Below are 15955 nucleotides of genomic sequence, written 5' to 3' on the forward strand. Positions count from 1 at the left end.
ACTCGCCCGAACGGCCCCGGCCTGCTGGTTCTTCCAGCGGACCGGGGCCGTTCGGTCGTGCGGGCGGCCTTGGCAGCACGAAAACCATGTGACATATTACTGGCGTGTCCACGAGATCCCTCCCCGATGTCCTGGTGGTCGGCGCCGGTGTGGTCGGCGCCGCCTGCGCCTACTACGCGGCCCGAGCAGGCCTGAGCGTCACCGTCGTCGACCGCGGCCCGGTGGCCGGCGGCACGACCGGTGCCGGCGAGGGGAACCTGCTGGTCTCCGACAAGGAGCCGGGCCCCGAGCTCGACCTCGCGCTGTACTCCACCGGCCTGTGGCGCGCCCTGGCCGAGGAGCTCGGCGAGCGGATCGAGTACGAGCCCAAGGGCGGCCTGGTGGTCGCCTCCTCCGAGGCCGGCATGGACGCGCTGCGGAGCTTCGCCGCCGGACAGACCAAGTCCGGCGTGGAGTCCGCCGAGATCTCCGGTGACCGTCTCGCCGAGCTGGAACCGCACCTGGCCGCCGGGCTGGGCGGCGGCTTCCTCTACCCGCAGGACGCGCAGGTCCAGCCCGCGCTGGCCGCCGCTCACCTGCTGCGGGCCTCCGGCGCGCGCCTGCGGCTCGGCGAGACGGTCACCGGCATCCGCACCTCGCCCTCGGGGGAGGTGCTCGGGGTGACGACCGATCAGGGGCGGATCGACGCTCCGGCGGTGATCAACGCGGCCGGCACCTGGGGCGGCGAGCTGGCCGCGATGGCTGGCGTCGAGCTCCCGGTGCTGCCCCGGCGCGGCTTCGTGCTGGTCACCGAACCGCTGCCGAGGATCGTCCGGCACAAGGTCTACGCCGCCGACTACGTGGCCGACGTGGCGAGCGGCTCGGCCGCGCTGCAGACCTCGGCCGTGGTCGAGGGCACCCCGGCCGGGCCGGTGCTGATCGGCGCCAGCCGGGAGCGGGTCGGCTTCGACCGCACCCTCTCGGTCGAGGTGCTCCAGCGCCTGGCGGCCAACGCCGCCCGGCTCTTCCCGGTGCTGCGCACCGTCCAGGTGCAGCGCGCCTACCGGGGCTTCCGCCCGTACCTGCCGGACCACCTGCCGGCCATCGGCGCGGACCCCCGGGTGCCGGGCCTCTACCACGCCTGCGGCCACGAGGGCGCGGGCATCGGCCTGGCCCCCGCCACCGGTGAGCTGATCACCGGTCAGCTCACCGGGCAGACCCCCGGGCTCGACCTCACCCCGTTCCGAGCCGACCGCTTCCCGCACCCTGGAGGAGCCGCGTGAGCGCCCGCACCCCCGCCGAGCTGGTCGGCGCCCTGCCCCAGCCGGGGCACACCATCGACTTCGACGGCCGCCCGATCCCGGTGCTGCCCGGCCAGACCATCGCCGCCGCGCTCTGGGCCAACGGCATCCTGGCCTGGCGCACCACCCGGGTGAACGGACGCCCGCGCGGCGCGTTCTGCGGCATCGGGGCCTGCTACGACTGCCTGGCCACCGTGGACGGCGCGCCGAACCAGCGCACCTGCCTGATCCCGGCCGACCCCGGCACCACCGTCACCACCCAGGAGGGCCACGGCCGTGCCGACCTCGCCGTCTGACCTGCGGGGCCCGTCCGAGGAGCCCTACGACCTGGCCGTGATCGGGGCCGGCCCGGCCGGGCTGGCCGCCGCCGTCACCGCCGCCGCCTTCGGCCTGCGCTGCGTCCTGCTGGACGCCGGGCCGCGCCCCGGCGGTCAGTACTACCGCCACCCCGCGCCGGCCCTGGGCGCCACCCGTCCGGAGAAGCTGCACCACGGCTGGGCCGCCTTCGCCGCGCTGCGGGACAGGCTGGCGGCGAGCACCGTGCACCACCTGACGGAGCACCAGGTGTGGACCGCTGAGGCCGGCACCGCCGAGCGGCCCTGGCGCCTGCACGCGCTGCACGGCGGCGAGGCGGTGCGGGTCGAGGCCACCTCGGTGCTGCTGGCCACCGGTGCCTACGAGCGCCAACTGCCGTTCCCCGGCTGGACGCTGCCCGGCGTGGTGACGGCCGGCGGCGCGCAGGCCATGCTCAAGGCCGGCCTGGTGCTGCCCGGCCGCCGGATCGTGGTGGCGGGCAGCGGCCCGCTGCTGCTGGCCGCCGCCTCCTCGCTGGTCTCGGCCGGGGCCACCGTGCCCGCCGTGGTCGAGGCGTCGAACTACCTGGGCTACGCCCGGGGCCTGACCACCCTGGCGGCCAACCCGGCCAAGCTGGTCGAGGGCGCCGAGCACGGCACCAGGCTGCTGCGCGGCAAGGTCCGGCTGCGCCGCTCCAGCGCGGTGGTCGAGGCGCACGGCACCGACCGGGTGACCGCCGTGACGGTGGCGCGGCTGGACGCCGGGTGGCGCCCGGTGCCCGGCACCGAGCGGCGGATCGAGTGCGACGCGGTGGCGATCGGGCACGGCCTGCTGCCGCAGATCGAGCTGGCCACCGAGCTCGGCGCGCGGACCGTCACCACCGCCGACGACACCGTCGCGCTGGCGGTCGACGACGAGCTGCGCACCTCGCTGCCGGGTCTGTGGGCGGCCGGCGAGACCTGCGGGGTCGGCGGCGCCGACCTGGCGATCGCGGAGGGCGCGCTGGCCGCCCGGGTGATCGCCGGGGCCCCGGTGCCGGCCTCGCTGCGGGCCCGCCGGGAGCGCCGCCGGGCGTTCGCCGGCCTGATGGCCGCCGCGCACCGTCCCGGCCCGGGCTGGACCGACTGGCTGCGCGAGGACACCGACGTCTGCCGCTGCGAGGAGGTCCCGGCCGGGGCGATCCGGGCCGCGGTGGACGAGCTCGGCGCCGCCGACCCACGGACCGTCAAGCTGCTCACCCGGGCCGGGATGGGCTGGTGCCAGGGCCGGATGTGCGGCCCGGCGGTGGCCTGCCTCTCCGGTGCCCCGGAGCTGCGGCCCGACTCCCGCCCGCTGGCCTGCCCCGTCCCGCTGGCCCAGCTCGCCGACGGCGAGCCGCGCTGACCGCGCCCGGACGCGGCGCACTCCGCGGTGGAGTGCGCCGCTCCGCGCCCCTGACATCCCCTCAGGTGGTCCACACCCTTGTGGTTCACCGATCGCTCTAATAAAATGTCACACCTCACCACTCAAGGAGACCCCCAAGTGTCCGCAACGCACGAGCCCACCCGTCCCTGGCGCGGCATCATGGTCGCCACCACGCTCCCGCTGCGTGACGACCTCTCGGTCGACTACGACGCCTACGGCGAGCACGTCCAGTGGCTGATCGCCAACGGCTGCGACGGCGTGGTCCCGAACGGCTCGCTGGGCGAGTACCAGGTCCTCACCGCCGAGGAGCGGGCCCGCGTGGTCACCACCGCCGTCGAGGCGGCCGGTGACGGCTCCCGCGTCATGCCGGGCGTCGCGGCCTACGGCTCCGCCGAGTCCCGCCGCTGGGCCGAGCAGGCCGCCGAGGCCGGCGCCGGCTCCGTCCTGCTGCTCCCGCCGAACGCCTACCGCGCCGACGCCGCGACGGTCCGCGCGCACTACGCCGAGGTGGCCAAGGCCGGCCTGCCGATCGTGGCGTACAACAACCCGATCGACACCAAGGTGGACCTGGTCCCCTCGCTGCTCGCCGACATCCACCGGGACGGCAGCATCGTCGCCGTCAAGGAGTTCAGCGGCGACGTCCGCCGGGCCTACGAGATCGCCGAGCTGGCCCCGGGCCTCGACCTGCTGATCGGCGCCGACGACGTGCTGCTGGAGCTGGCCCTGGCTGGCGCGGTCGGCTGGATCGCCGGCTACCCGAACGCCCTGCCGGAGGCCAGCGCCAAGCTGTTCCACGCCGCCGTCTCGGGTGACCTGGAGACCGCCGTCCCGCTGTACCGCTCGCTGCACTCGCTGCTGCGCTGGGACTCCAAGACCGAGTTCGTCCAGGCCATCAAGCTCTCGATGGACATCGCCGGCCGCCCGGGCGGTCCGGTCCGCCCGCCGCGCTTCCCGCTCTCCCCGGAGATCGAGGCGGCCGTCCGCACCGCGACCGAGAAGGCCATCGCGGCCGGCCTGGTCTGACGTAGCGTCAAGCCCGAGAAGTGACCAGAGGCCGGCTGCGGCGGCAGCCGGCCCTCTCTCCCCGAGGAGATTCCCCCATGCGCAGCCGTCACGTGTTCCACGCCGTGGACTCGCACACCGAGGGCATGCCGACCCGGGTCATCACCGGCGGCTTCGGCACCATCCCCGGGGCCACCATGGCCGAACGCCGGGTGCACTTCCAGCAGCACCTGGACGACTTCCGCACCCTGCTGATGTACGAGCCCCGCGGCCACGCGGCGATGAGCGGTGCGATCCTCCAGCCGCCGACCCGGCCGGACGCCGACTTCGGCGTGCTCTACATCGAGGTCTCCGGCCTGCTGCCGATGTGCGGGCACGGCACCATCGGCGTGGCCACCGTGCTGGTCGAGACCGGCATGGTCCCGGTGGTCGAGCCGGTCACCACCGTCCGGCTGGACACCCCGGCCGGCCTGGTGATCGCCGACGTGCACGTCCAGGACGGCGCGGCCAAGGCCGTGACCATCCGGAACGTGCCCTCCTACTCCGTCGCCCTGGACCAGAAGATCGAGGTCCCCGGCTACGGCGCGGTCTCCTACGACCTGGCCTACGGCGGCAACTTCTACGCCATCCTGCCGCTGGCCGAGTTCGGCATCCCGTTCGAGCGCGAGCGCAAGCAGGAGATCCTGGACGCGGGCCTCGCCATGATGGACGCCATCAACGCGGCCGACCGCCCGGTGCACCCGGAGGACCCGTCCATCCACAGCTGCCACCACGTGCAGCTGCTGGCGCCCGGCTCGACCGCCGAGCACTCGCAGCACGCGATGGCCATCCACCCGGGCTGGTTCGACCGCTCGCCCTGCGGCACCGGCACCTCGGCCCGGATGGCCCAGCTGCACGCCCGCGGCGAGCTCCCGCTCGGCCGGGACTTCCGCAACGACTCCTTCATCGGCACCACCTTCACCGGCCGCCTGGTGGAGGAGACCACGGTGGCCGGCCGCCCGGCCGTGGTCCCGACCGTCACCGGCCGGGCCTGGGTCACCGGCACCGCGCAGTACTTCCTCGACCCGAGCGACCCGTTCCCCGCGGGCTTCCTGCTCTGACCGCGCCGGGCGGGGCGGCCCGGCGTCCGTCCGCGCCGGCCGCTCCCGCCCCGGCCTCCTGACCCACCGTCAAGCCGCCCGACCGCCGTCCGAAAGGCACCCCCGTGATCACCTCGTACAACCCCGCAGACCCGGCCGACCTGGTGGTCGAGGTCGAGAGCCCCGGTGCGGCCGGGGTGACGGCGGCCATCGAGAAGGCCCGGGCCGCCCAGGCCGGGTGGCGGGCGCTCGGTGCGGCGGGCCGCTCCGCCGCGCTGACCAGGGCCGCCGCCGCGATCGAGGCACACGCCGACGAGCTCACCGAGCTGATCGTCCGTGAGGTGGGCAAGCCCGTCGCCGAGGCGCGCGGCGAGGTCGGCCGCACGGTGTCCATCTGGCGCTACTACGCGCAGGCGCCGTTCGCCCCGTCCGGCGAGGTGCACGAGCCTGCCGCCGGCGAGGGCCTGCTGCTCACCCGCCGCCGCCCGTACGGCGTGGCCGGCCTGGTCACCCCGTGGAACTTCCCGCTCGCCATCCCGACCTGGAAGGCCGCCCCGGCCCTCGCGGTCGGCAACGCGGTGGTGCTCAAGCCCGCTCCCGAGGCGACCGCCTGCGCGCTGCGCCTCGCCGAGCTGGCCGACCTGCCCGAGGGCGTGCTGACCATCGTCCCCGGCGGGGCCGAGGAGGGCGCCGCGCTGGTGGCCGGCGCCGACGTGATCTCCTTCACCGGCTCCACCGGCGTCGGCCGGGCCGTGGTGGCCGCCGCCACCGGGCGCGGCGTGCCGGTGCAGGCCGAGATGGGCGGCCTGAACGCCGCCATCGTGCTGCCGGACGCCGACATCGCCCAGGCCGCCGCCCACCTGGCCGCCGCCATCGCCGGCTACGCGGGCCAGAAGTGCACCGCCACCAGCCGGGTGATCGCCGTCGGCGACGCCTACGAGCCGCTGGCCGCGGCGCTGGCCGAGGCGCTCACCGCGATCGCCGCCCCGGGGCCGATCACCGAGGTCTGCGGCCCGGTCATCAACGAGCCCGCGCTGGAGCGCCTCACCACCGCGATCGACTCCGCCGTCGGGGCCGGTGCCACCGCGCTGGCCGGCGGGCACCGGATCGACCGGGACGGCTGGTTCATCGAGCCCACCCTGCTGGAGCAGGTGCCGGCCGAACACCCGCTGCGCACCGAGGAGTTCTTCGGCCCGGTGGCCGTGCTGCTGCCCGCCGCCGACCTGGAGGAGGCCATCGCGGTGGCCAACGACACCGCCCAGAGCCTCTCCACCTCGGTGCACAGCCGCGACCTGGACACCGCACTGGCCGCCGCCGACCGGCTGGACGCCGGCATGGTCCGGGTCAACGCCCCCTCCAGCGGCGTGGACTTCCACCTCCCGTTCAGCGGCGCCAAGGGCGCCGGCTACGGCGCCCGCGAGCAGGGCCAGGCCGTGCTCGACTTCTTCACCGCCCAGCGCACCGTCACCCTGCTCCCCGCCGGGACCGCGCGATGAGCGACGCCCTGACCGTCGACACGGTCGACTACCACACGGCGGGGGAGCCGTTCCGGATCGTCACGGCCGGCCTGCCGGCCGTCCCGGGCGACTCGGTGGCCGAGCGCCGGGCCATCGCGCTCGGGGCCGGCGGCACCGCCACCGACCCCCGGCCGAGCGCGCTGGACACCGTCCGGCAGCTGCTCACCCGCGAGCCCCGCGGCCACGCCGGGATGTACGGCGGCTTCGTGGTGCCGGCCGACGACAGCGAGGCGCACTTCGGCGTGCTGTTCTGGCACAAGGACGGCTACTCCACCGCCTGCGGCCACGGCACCATCGCGCTCGGTGCCTGGGCCGTCGACTCCGGCCTGGTGGAGGCTCCCGAGGACGGCGACGCCCGGGTGCGGATCGACGTGCCCTCCGGCCGGGTGACCGCCACCGTGCACCGCTCCGGCGGCGTCACCACCGGCATCACCTTCCGGAACGTGCCGACCGCCGTCGCGGCCCGGGGCGTCAAGGTGGAGACCTCGCGCGGCACCGTCTCCGTCGACCTCGCGCACTCCGGCGCCTGCTACGCCTCGGTCCGGGCCGCCGACCTCGGCCTCACCGTGACCACCGACCGGCTGCCCGAGCTCACCGCCCTCGGCCGGGAGATCCGGGCCGCCCTGGCGGACCACCCGGCCACCCGGCACGCCGCGGACCCGCTGCTCTCCGGCGTCTACGGGGTGATCCTGCACGAGGACCTGCCCGACACCCCGTCCGGCCCCCACCAGCGCAACGTCACGGTCTTCGCCGACGGCCAGATCGACCGCTCCCCGTGCGGCTCGGGCACCTCCGCCCGGCTCGCCCTGCTGGCCGCCGAGGGCCGGCTGACCGCGGGTCAGGAGCTGCGGCACGAGTCGATCATCGATACGGTGTTCACCGGCCGGCTGGCCGGCGAGCACCCGGACGGGGTGATCACCGAGGTCACCGGCTCCGCCCACCGCACCGGCGAGCACCGCTTCGTGCTCGACCCGGCCGACACCCTCGGGACGGGGTTCCTGCTCTGATGACCGCTCAGCTCCCGTTCGTCCCCCTCACCCTCGGCCCCGCCGAGGCGGTGGACGCGCTCGCCGCCGTCCTGCTGGAGGGCCTCGACGTCGAGGCGGCCCCGGCCCGCAGCAACATCCCCGTCCCGGCGGGCGAGCTGCTGCTGATGCCGGCCGCCTCGGCGCGGTACGCCGGAGTGAAGATCGCCGGGGTGGTCCCGGGCAACGCCGCCCGCGGACTGCCCCGGATCACCGGCAGCTACCTGCTGCTGGACGGTCCGACCCTGCAGCCGGTGGCCCTGCTGGACGGCGTGGCGCTCACCTCGCTGCGCACCCCCGCCGTCACCGCCCTGGCGCTGCGTCAGCTGGCCGAGCCGGACGCCTCGCACCTGGTGCTGTTCGGCACCGGCCCGCAGGCCTTCGCCCACCTGGACGCCCTGCTGGCGATCCGCCCGCTGCGCCGGGTGACCGTGGTCGGGCGCTCGCCCGAGCCGACCGCCGCGCTGGTCTCCTACGCCGCCTCGCTCGGTCTGGCCGCCACGGCCGGGACCGCCGGGGCGGTGGCCGGGGCGGACCTGGTGGTCTGCGCCACCACGGCGCGCGAGCCGCTCTTCGACGGCGCGCTGGTCCCGGCGCACGCCGCCGTGGCCGCCGTCGGCTCGCACGAGCCGGAGGCCCGGGAGGTGGATTCGGTGCTGGTAGAGCGATCCGCGCTGTACGTGGAGTCGCGGGCGGTGGCGCTGCGGGAGGCCGGGGACCTGCTGGTGCCTTCTGTCCCGGCCGACCGGCTTGCTAACCTGTCAGAACTGGTGAACGGCAAGGCAGTTGTCCCCACCGACCGGCCGCGCTTCTTCAAGAGCGTCGGGATGGCCTGGGAGGACCTGGCGGTCGCCTCCGCACAATTTGCTTCGGCCGAACCTAAGTAATTCACAAATCAACGTAACGTGACATTGTACAATGGTGTCCTGCTCAGCCCCCACCGGAGGAACACCATGGCGGACCTCAAGCCCCGCGCACTCATCTCCGTCCAGGAGCGCCTGCGCGACCAGGTCGCCCACGCCCTGCGTGCGGCCCTGATCTCGGGCGAGCTCCGTCCCGGAGTCGTCTACTCGGCCCCCGCGCTCGCCGCCGACTTCGGCGTCTCCGCCACCCCCGTCCGGGAGGCGATGCTCGACCTGGCCCGCGAGGGCCTGGTCGAGGCGGTCCGCAACAAGGGCTTCCGGGTCACCGAGCTGACCGAGCGCGACCTCGACGACTACACCGAGATCCGCGCCCTGATCGAGGTCCCCACGGTGGGCCGGGTCACCCGCACCGCCACCCGCGAGCAGCTGGAGGCCCTCCGCCCGGAGGCCGAGGCCATCGTGGTCGCCGCCCGCAAGCACGACCTGATCGGCTACCTGGAGGCGGACCGCCAGTTCCACCTCTCGCTCCTCGGCCTGGCCGGCAACACCCGCCTGGTCGAGGTGGTCGGCGACCTCCGCAAGCGCTCCCGCCTCTACGGCCTCACCCGCCTCGACCAGCGCGGCGAGCTGGTCTCCTCGGCGGAGGAGCACCTGACCCTGCTCGACCTGATGATCTCCGGCGACGCCGCCGCCGCCGAGCGCTGCATGATGGAGCACCTCGGCCACGTCCGTTCGCTCTGGGCGGCGAACGAGGAGGCCATGGAGGAGCGCCCGGCCCTGCGGCTCGGCGCTCGCTGAATCGGGTGACACCGGCCCGTCTCCCCTCCGGGAGGCGGGCCGGCGGCGTACCGTGCGGCTGTGGATCCGACTCTCCTGCAGGCCGCCGACCTGATCACCGATCGGGTGCCGGGCTTCCGGGCCGAGGTGATCGACAGTCAGATCATGGTGACGCCGCTGCCGGACGGTGGCCATGCGGAACGCCTCACCGATCTCACCCTGACGCTGATCGAGGCCGGGCTGCACGGTGGCGGAACCGTGGTGGTGCAGCGCCTCGCCGTGCGGCTCGTCGGCGGGCCCGCCGACTTCGCGGTCCCGGACCTGGCGGTGGCCGAAGCCGGACTCGTGGACGAGGTCGCCGAGTACAACTGCTACCGGCCCTCGGGCTTCCGGCTGGTCTGCGAGGTCACCTCCGTCAACCCCGCCCTCGACCGGACGGTCAAGCCGCAGGCCTACGCGGCAGCCGGCATCCCGGTCTACCTGATCATCGACCGCGAGCGCGAGCAGGTCGTGCTGCTCACCGACCCGTCCGACGGTGAGTACCGCGTCCACGCGGTGCGGCACCGAGGGCAGACGGTCACGCTGCCCGCGTCCGTCGGTGCGGCCGTCACGCTCTCCGTCGACCTGATGCTCGGCCCGGTCTTGTAGGTCCTCGTCGTTCGCGGCCCGTCTCCTCAGTGGGGAGGCGGGCCGTCGGCGTTCCCGGCCGCGGCCCGCAGGTGGGGCAGGAAGGCGGTGACGGCCGGGGGATCGGTGTGGGTGCGGCGGGTGGCGGTGTGGAGCAGGCGGATCGGGGTGTCGTCGGGGTGGAGCGGGACCAGGGCCAGGTCGGGGCGGGCTGCGGGTGCGGCCAGGGACGGGATCAGGGTGACGCCCAGGCCGGCGGCGACCAGACCGAGTTTGGCCGTCCACTCGGCGACGGTGTACTCGATCCGGGGGTGGAAGCCCTGGCGGAGGCAGGCCGCCAGGAGGGTGGAGCCGGGGTCGCGGTCGGCGGCGATCCACGGGGCGTCGGCGAGGTCGGTGAGGCGCAGCGACGCGCTGGTCGCCTGGGGGTGGCCGGGCGGCAGCGCGACCAGGACCGGGTCGGTGGTCAGCGGGGTGAGGTCGAAGGTGTCGGTGTCGTAGGCGTGGCCGGGGTAGGCGGTGACCACCGCGAGGTCGATCCGGCCGTCGCGGAGGTGGTCCAGGAGGGTGGCCGAGAGGCCCTCGGTGACCGAGACGGCGATGGCGGGGTGAGCGGCCCGGAAGCGAGCCAGGGCGGTGGGGAGCAGCACGGCGTTGGCACTGTCGAAGGAGCCCACCCGGAGGTGGCCGCCGGTCAGTGAGGTGAGGGCGGTGAGCTCGCGGCGGGCGGTGCCGAGCCGGTCGAGGACGGCCTCGGCGTGCGGCAGCAGGGTGCGGCCGTGCTCGGTGAGGCGGACCCCGCGCGGCAGGCGGTCGAACAGCGGCGCGCCGAACTCCCCTTCGAGGGAGGAGATCTGACGGGATATCGCGGACTGGGTGTAGCCCAGCCGTTCGCCGGCCGCCGTGAAGGAGCCGAGGCGGGCGGCGGTGCGGAAGACGTCGAGCCAGGCCATGTCCATCGCGCATGGATAGCATGCGGGACATTCGTTTGTCGCCTGCCGGGCGGCTGCCTACGGTGGACGCCATGGAGAAGATCGCATTCCTCGGGCTGGGCCGGATGGGCCTGCCGATGGCCAGGCGGCTCAAGGACGTTGGCCACGAGCTCCGGGTGTGGAACCGCACCCCGGGCAGGGCGGAGGACCTGGACGCGACGGACGACCCGGTCGAAGCGGTGCGCGGGGCCGGGGTGGTGGTGACGATGCTGGCCGACCGGGTGGCGCTGGCGGAGGTGGCCGGACGGATCGCGGGGGAGCTGACGCCTGGCACGCTCTGGGTGGACATGTCGTCGGTCGGCCCCGAGGCGGTGGCCGAGCTGGCGGGGCAACTCCCTTCCGGCGTCGGCCTGGTGGACGCGCCGGTGCTCGGCAGTGTCGGCCCGGCGGCGAGCGGCGGGCTGACCGTCCTGGCGGGCGGCGCGGCGGTGGACGTGGAGCGGGCCCGGCCGGTGCTGGCCGCGCTCGGCACGGTGGTGCCCTGTGGTGGGCCGGGGAGCGGGGCCGCGCTGAAGGTGGTGGTGATCAGCGCGATCGTCGGGGGAGTCGCGGTGGTCGGCGAGGCGCTGGCGGTGGCCGACGCGTACGGGCTGCCGGCGGAGCTGACGGCTGGGGTGCTGGGGAGCGGCCCGCTGGCCGGTCTGCTGGCCCGGGCCACCAGCATTGAGGCGGACTTCCCGGTCCGGCTCGCCGCGAAGGACGTGGCCTTGGCGGACGGCGGCCGGGTACTGGCGGCGGTGGCCGAGGGGCTCAACTCCCGCCCGGAGCTGGCCGATCGGGACCTGGCCCGGTACGTGGACGCGCTCCGTGCCGAGGTCGTCGCGGCGGCGCGGTAGCCGGGGCGCCGGAGCCCGCCGGGCGGACCCCCGGTCCGACACGGGGCGGAGTCGAGAGGGCCCGCCCGGCGGGAGTGGCGAGGTGAACGGACGGGAGGCCGGCGGGGTGAGTGGCCCGCCGTGCCGATCGGCACCCGACACGGCGAGGCAGACGGCCGGGCCCATGCGGGCGCAGCCGGCGTGCGGCCGGTCGGCGTCATCCAGGCGGGGCGGCCGGGGTACCGGTCCCTTGGTCGGCTTGGACAACACCCAGCCGCCCCAGGATGATTCGCGCTGACCGCGCTGACCGCGCTGACCGCGCTGACCGCGCTGACCGCGCCGGGCCCGCCGCCTGCCGCGCGGCAGGCGGCCGGTGCCGGGCGGCGGGTGTCAGCGCAGGCGGCCGTCGTGCATCTCCAGGACCCGGTCGACCCGGCCGAGCAGGTCGCGGTCGTGGGTGACCATGACGGTCGCGGTGCGGTGCTCACGGGTCACGGCGGCGAGCAACTCGACGATCTGGGCGCCGCGTTCGTGGTCCAGCGCGGAGGTGGGTTCGTCCACCAGCAGCACCGAGGGGGAGCCGAACAGCGCGCGGGCGATGTTCACCCGCTGGCGCTCGCCGCCGGAGAGCTGGTGCGGGCGGCGGCGCTGCTTGGCCGGGTCCAGGCCGACCGAGGCGAGCAGCGCCTCGGCTCGGGCCCGGGCGGCCCGCACCGACCCGCCCCGGACGGATTCCAGCACCAGCAGCTGCTCCACGGCGGTCAGCGAGGCCAGCAGGTTGGACTGCTGGAAGACGATGCCCAGCCGCTCCCGGCGCAGCGCCGCCCGGGCCTTCTCGCCCAGCGCGCCGACCTCCTGACCGTCTATCAGCACCCGCCCCGAATCCGGCCGCAGCAGCGTCGCGGCCACCGCCAGCAGCGAGGACTTCCCGGAGCCGGAGGGCCCTGCGATGGCGGTGAACTCACCGGGGGCGACGGCCAGCGAGACGTTGTCCAGGGCGGTCAGCCGGGCCTCGCCGTCGGGGTAGGTGAGGGTGACGGACTCCAGCGCGAGGCCGGTCCGGACGGTGGTGACGGGGGAGGCGGGGGAGGCGGAGGTGGTCATCGGTTGGCTCCCAGGGCGGCCAGCGGGTCGACGGAGGTGATGCGGCGGACGGCGAGCACGGCCCCGAGCAGGCCGAGCAGCACCATCGCGCTGACGGGGACGAAGACGCTCAGGAAGCCGACGTCGAAGGGCACCGCCGAGGCCGCGAACAGCCCGCCGATCCCGCCGAGCACCCCGCCCAGCAGCGCCCCGCCGAGCAGCACGGCCGCCGCCTGCGCGAGCGCGTCCCGCACCAGGTAGGCGCTGCTCGCGCCGACCGCCTTGAGCACCGCGATGTCCGGCTTGCGCTGCACCGTCCAGACGGTGAAGAAGGCCCCGACCACCAGCGCGCTCACCGCGAACAGGAAGCCCTGGATCATCTGGAGCGAACCCTGCTCGGCCGCGTGCCCGTTGATCCCGGCCAGCGCGTCCGCGCGGGAGACCGTCTCGGTGCCCTGGGCCGCGTCCACCGCCGAGAGGTCGGTGCCCCCGGCCACCTCCAGGGCGAGTGCGGTCGGCTGGGCCTGGCTGCCGGTCCGCTCCCAGGTGGGCACGGTGGTCCACACCGTGGGGGCGTGGCCGAAGGACCGGGCCTCCGTGATGCCGGAGACGGTCACCTCGACCGGGCCGAGCCGCACCTGCTGGCCCACCGTCAGGTGGTACTCCTCGGCGGCGTCCGAGCCGACCGCGATCTGACCGTCCGTCGGGTACGCGCCGGACTCCAGCGGCGGCAGCAGCGCGCCCGGTGCCCCGACCACGCTCACCGAGGCGGCGGCCGCGCTGCCGGTCAGCCGGGTCATCGAGATGCCCAGCGGGTGCACGGCCTTCACCCCGGGGGCGGCGGCCACCGCGGCGGCCTGGGCGGGCGAGACGGTGGAGTTGCTGAACGAGACGGTGGGCGCCGCCCCGGCCGGAGCGCCGAAGACGATCCGGTCGGCCGGCAGCTCGGCCACCGTCGAGGCGGCGGCGGAGGCCAGCCCGCCGGTCAGGCCGTAGAGGAAGACGACCAGGGTGGTTATCAGGGTGACCACCGCGCCCATCAGGGCGAACCGGCCCTTGGCGAAACGGATGTCCCGTAGTGCGACGAACACGGTGACCTCTCGGGGGAGGAGCGGACTTCTGCAGACTCCTCCACCCTGTCGGCGCGGGCGCCGCGTTCCATCAGGGAGAGGAGGGGGAGTCCACTCCTGCGGGGGATGCACCCGGGAATCCATCGAACGGTTGATGCCGTGGCGGCCGGAGCCCCGCCCGGCACCCCGTACTCTCGGAAGGCGTGACTGCCGACCGACCCCACACCGGGACGACGCCCGCGCTGCGGCTGATGAACCTCGCCCTGCACGGGCTGTTCCTCGCCCTGCTGGTGGTGCTGCTCGCCCGGGGTCTGGCGGTCGGCAACCTCGGGCCCGGCGCCGTGGTCACCGCGATGCTGCTGGCCGCCGTCTACCTGGGCGGTGGCGCGGTGGAGTCGGTCCGCACCAGCCGGCTCCGGGCCGGGGTCTGGTTCGGTGCGGTGCTGCTGCTCTGGATCGGGCTGACGCTCCAGCACCCCGAGTTCTGCTACCTGGCCTTCCCGCTGTACTTCGTCTGCCTGCACCTGATGCCGACCCGCTGGGCCGTGCTCGCGGTGGCCGCGCTGACCGCCGTGGTGGTCGCCGCCCAGGCCGGGACGGAGGGCGGGCTGACCACCGCCAAGGTGCTCGGCCCGGTGGCCGGCTCGGTGGTCGCGCTGCTCACCGCCTACGGCTACGCGGCGCTCTACCGGGAGAGCCGGGAGAAGCAGCGGCTGATCGACGACCTGGTCCGGGCCCGGGACGAGCTGGCCGCCACCCAGCGCGAGGCCGGTCGGCTGGCCGAGCGCCAGCGGCTGGCCCGGGAGATCCACGACACCCTGGCGCAGGGCCTGTCCAGCATCGTGCTGCTCGCGCGCTCGGCGGAGTCGGCCCTGCCGGAGGGCGCCGGGACGGCGCGGGAGCGGATCGCCGAGGTCGGGGCCACCGCCTCGGCGAACCTCGCGGAGGCCCGCCGCTTCGTCCAGGCGCTCACCCCGCCCGCACTGGACGACGCCACCCTGTGCGAGGCGCTGCGCCGGCTGACGGCCGGTCAGGGCGCCGCCTTCCACCTGGACGGCGAGCCCTACCCGCTGCCGGTGGAGGCCGAGGTGGCACTGCTGCGGCTGACCCAGGAGGCGCTGGGCAACGCGGTCCGGCACGCCGGGGCCCGGGCGGTGGCGGTGACCCTGACCTACCTGGACGACGAGGTGACGCTGGACGTGTTCGACGACGGGGTGGGCTTCGACCCGCTGGCCCTGCCCGGGCCCGGGCGGGCCCGGTTCGGGCTGCACGGGATGCGGGAGCGGATCGCGGCGCTCGGCGGCAGCCTGACGGTGGAGTCGGCCCCCGGGGAGGGCACGGTGGTGGCGGTGTCGCTGCCGCTGCGGGCGATCGAGGCGGCGGAGACCGTGATGCGGGAGGCCCCGCAGGGCGGGTCCCGGCGGGCGGACACCGGACGGGCGGACACCCGACGGACGGAGACCCCGCAGGTGGAGGCGCTGTGATCAGGGTGCTGCTGGTGGACGACCATCCGGTGGTGCGGCGCGGGCTGCGGGCGATGGTGGACGAGCTGGAGGAGCTGGCGGCGGTCGGCGAGGCGGCCGACGGGGCCGAGGCGCTCCGGGTGCTGGAGGAGCTGGCGGCGGCCGGGGAGGCCCGGCCCGACGTGGTGCTGATGGACCTTCAGATGGGCACCGGCATGCACGGCGTGGAGGCCACCCGGCGGATCACCGCGCTGCCGGACCCGCCGGCGGTGCTGATCCTGACCACCTACAGCACCGACGCGGACATCCTGGCGGCGGTCGAGGCCGGGGCGACGGGGTACCTGCTGAAGGACGCGCCGCCGGAGGAACTGGTGGCGGCGGTCCGGGCCGCCGCGCGCGGGGAGACGGTGCTGGCGCCGCCGGTCGCGGCGCGGCTGCTGGGGCGGGTGCGGGCCGGGCGGCCGACGCTGTCGCCCCGGGAGGCGGAGATCCTCCAACTGCTGGCGGAGGGGCTGGCGAACCGGCAGATCGCCAAGCGGCTGTTCATCAGCGAGGCGACGGTGAAGACCCACCTGGTGCACATCTACGACAAGTTGGGCGTGGACAGCCGGACGGCGGCGATCGCCTCGGGCCTGGCCAGCGGGCTGATCCGGCCCTGAGGCCG

At 75.3% G+C, this 15955-nt stretch carries 16 protein-coding genes; 13 read left to right on the forward strand and 3 right to left on the reverse strand.

Annotation, left to right across the window (positions count from 1 at the left end; all coding sequences use genetic code 11):
* Positions 1-104: 104 nt before the first annotated feature.
* The 10 genes from ACIRBX_RS16950 to ACIRBX_RS16995 all read left to right on the forward strand — a co-directional run bounded on the left by ACIRBX_RS16950 (position 105) and on the right by ACIRBX_RS16995 (position 9889).
* The gene (locus ACIRBX_RS16950) at positions 105-1262 is read left to right on the forward strand and encodes an NAD(P)/FAD-dependent oxidoreductase (RefSeq protein WP_402297409.1); all 1158 of its coding nucleotides are present in this window, start codon (positions 105-107) and stop codon (positions 1260-1262) included.
* The gene (locus ACIRBX_RS16955) at positions 1259-1576 is read left to right on the forward strand and encodes a (2Fe-2S)-binding protein (RefSeq protein WP_402297410.1); all 318 of its coding nucleotides are present in this window, start codon (positions 1259-1261) and stop codon (positions 1574-1576) included. Before ACIRBX_RS16950 ends, ACIRBX_RS16955 begins: the two co-directional genes overlap by 4 nt.
* Positions 1557-2957, forward strand: a complete 1401-nt coding sequence (locus tag ACIRBX_RS16960) for an NAD(P)/FAD-dependent oxidoreductase (RefSeq protein ID WP_402297412.1) — start codon at positions 1557-1559, stop codon at positions 2955-2957. Before ACIRBX_RS16955 ends, ACIRBX_RS16960 begins: the two co-directional genes overlap by 20 nt.
* A gap of 180 nt (positions 2958-3137) precedes the next feature.
* On the forward strand, positions 3138-4001 hold the full coding sequence (locus tag ACIRBX_RS16965) for a dihydrodipicolinate synthase family protein (protein WP_402297641.1): 864 nt from the start codon (positions 3138-3140) through the stop codon (positions 3999-4001).
* 77 nt (positions 4002-4078) lie between these two features.
* Positions 4079-5080, forward strand: a complete 1002-nt coding sequence (locus ACIRBX_RS16970) for a proline racemase family protein (protein WP_402297413.1) — start codon at positions 4079-4081, stop codon at positions 5078-5080.
* A gap of 104 nt (positions 5081-5184) precedes the next feature.
* Positions 5185-6555: an aldehyde dehydrogenase family protein gene (locus tag ACIRBX_RS16975; protein WP_402297414.1), complete on the forward strand. Its 1371-nt coding sequence runs from the start codon at positions 5185-5187 to the stop codon at positions 6553-6555.
* Positions 6552-7583 carry a proline racemase family protein gene (locus ACIRBX_RS16980; RefSeq protein ID WP_402297415.1) on the forward strand — a complete coding sequence of 344 codons (1032 nt, stop codon included), beginning with the start codon at positions 6552-6554 and terminating at the stop codon, positions 7581-7583. The genes ACIRBX_RS16975 and ACIRBX_RS16980 overlap by 4 nt, the downstream gene beginning before the upstream one ends.
* Positions 7583-8488 (forward strand): ornithine cyclodeaminase family protein, encoded by a 906-nt coding sequence (locus ACIRBX_RS16985; protein WP_402297417.1) that lies wholly within the window; start codon positions 7583-7585, stop codon positions 8486-8488. The genes ACIRBX_RS16980 and ACIRBX_RS16985 overlap by 1 nt, the downstream gene beginning before the upstream one ends.
* Positions 8489-8554: 66 nt before the next feature.
* On the forward strand, positions 8555-9262 hold the full coding sequence (locus tag ACIRBX_RS16990) for a GntR family transcriptional regulator (protein WP_402297418.1): 708 nt from the start codon (positions 8555-8557) through the stop codon (positions 9260-9262).
* A 60-nt stretch (positions 9263-9322) separates the two neighbouring features.
* Positions 9323-9889: a Uma2 family endonuclease gene (locus ACIRBX_RS16995; protein ID WP_402297420.1), complete on the forward strand. Its 567-nt coding sequence runs from the start codon at positions 9323-9325 to the stop codon at positions 9887-9889.
* A gap of 26 nt (positions 9890-9915) precedes the next feature.
* On the opposite strand, the gene ACIRBX_RS17000 is transcribed toward ACIRBX_RS16995, so the two are convergent.
* Positions 9916-10827, reverse strand: coding sequence for a LysR family transcriptional regulator (locus tag ACIRBX_RS17000; RefSeq protein WP_402297421.1), 912 nt, complete (start codon positions 10825-10827; stop codon positions 9916-9918).
* A gap of 65 nt (positions 10828-10892) precedes the next feature.
* Between ACIRBX_RS17000 and ACIRBX_RS17005 the strand changes: the two genes are divergently transcribed.
* On the forward strand, positions 10893-11696 hold the full coding sequence (locus ACIRBX_RS17005) for an NAD(P)-dependent oxidoreductase (protein ID WP_402297423.1): 804 nt from the start codon (positions 10893-10895) through the stop codon (positions 11694-11696).
* 369 nt (positions 11697-12065) lie between these two features.
* Here the strand turns inward: ACIRBX_RS17005 and ACIRBX_RS17010 are convergent, their stop codons facing one another.
* Complete coding sequence (locus ACIRBX_RS17010; RefSeq protein ID WP_402297425.1) at positions 12066-12779, reverse strand: ABC transporter ATP-binding protein; 714 nt, start codon at positions 12777-12779, stop codon at positions 12066-12068.
* On the reverse strand, positions 12776-13849 hold the full coding sequence (locus ACIRBX_RS17015; protein ID WP_402297426.1) for an ABC transporter permease: 1074 nt from the start codon (positions 13847-13849) through the stop codon (positions 12776-12778). Before ACIRBX_RS17015 ends, ACIRBX_RS17010 begins: the two co-directional genes overlap by 4 nt.
* A gap of 182 nt (positions 13850-14031) precedes the next feature.
* Between ACIRBX_RS17015 and ACIRBX_RS17020 the strand changes: the two genes are divergently transcribed.
* Positions 14032-15312 carry a sensor histidine kinase gene (locus tag ACIRBX_RS17020; RefSeq protein ID WP_402297428.1) on the forward strand — a complete coding sequence of 427 codons (1281 nt, stop codon included), beginning with the start codon at positions 14032-14034 and terminating at the stop codon, positions 15310-15312.
* Positions 15309-15950, forward strand: a complete 642-nt coding sequence (locus ACIRBX_RS17025) for a response regulator (RefSeq protein WP_402297430.1) — start codon at positions 15309-15311, stop codon at positions 15948-15950. Before ACIRBX_RS17020 ends, ACIRBX_RS17025 begins: the two co-directional genes overlap by 4 nt.
* Positions 15951-15955: the final 5 nt, after the last annotated feature.

Origin of the sequence: Kitasatospora sp. NPDC096147 (assembly GCF_044763225.1) — a bacterium.
Taxonomy (GTDB): domain Bacteria; phylum Actinomycetota; class Actinomycetes; order Streptomycetales; family Streptomycetaceae; genus Kitasatospora.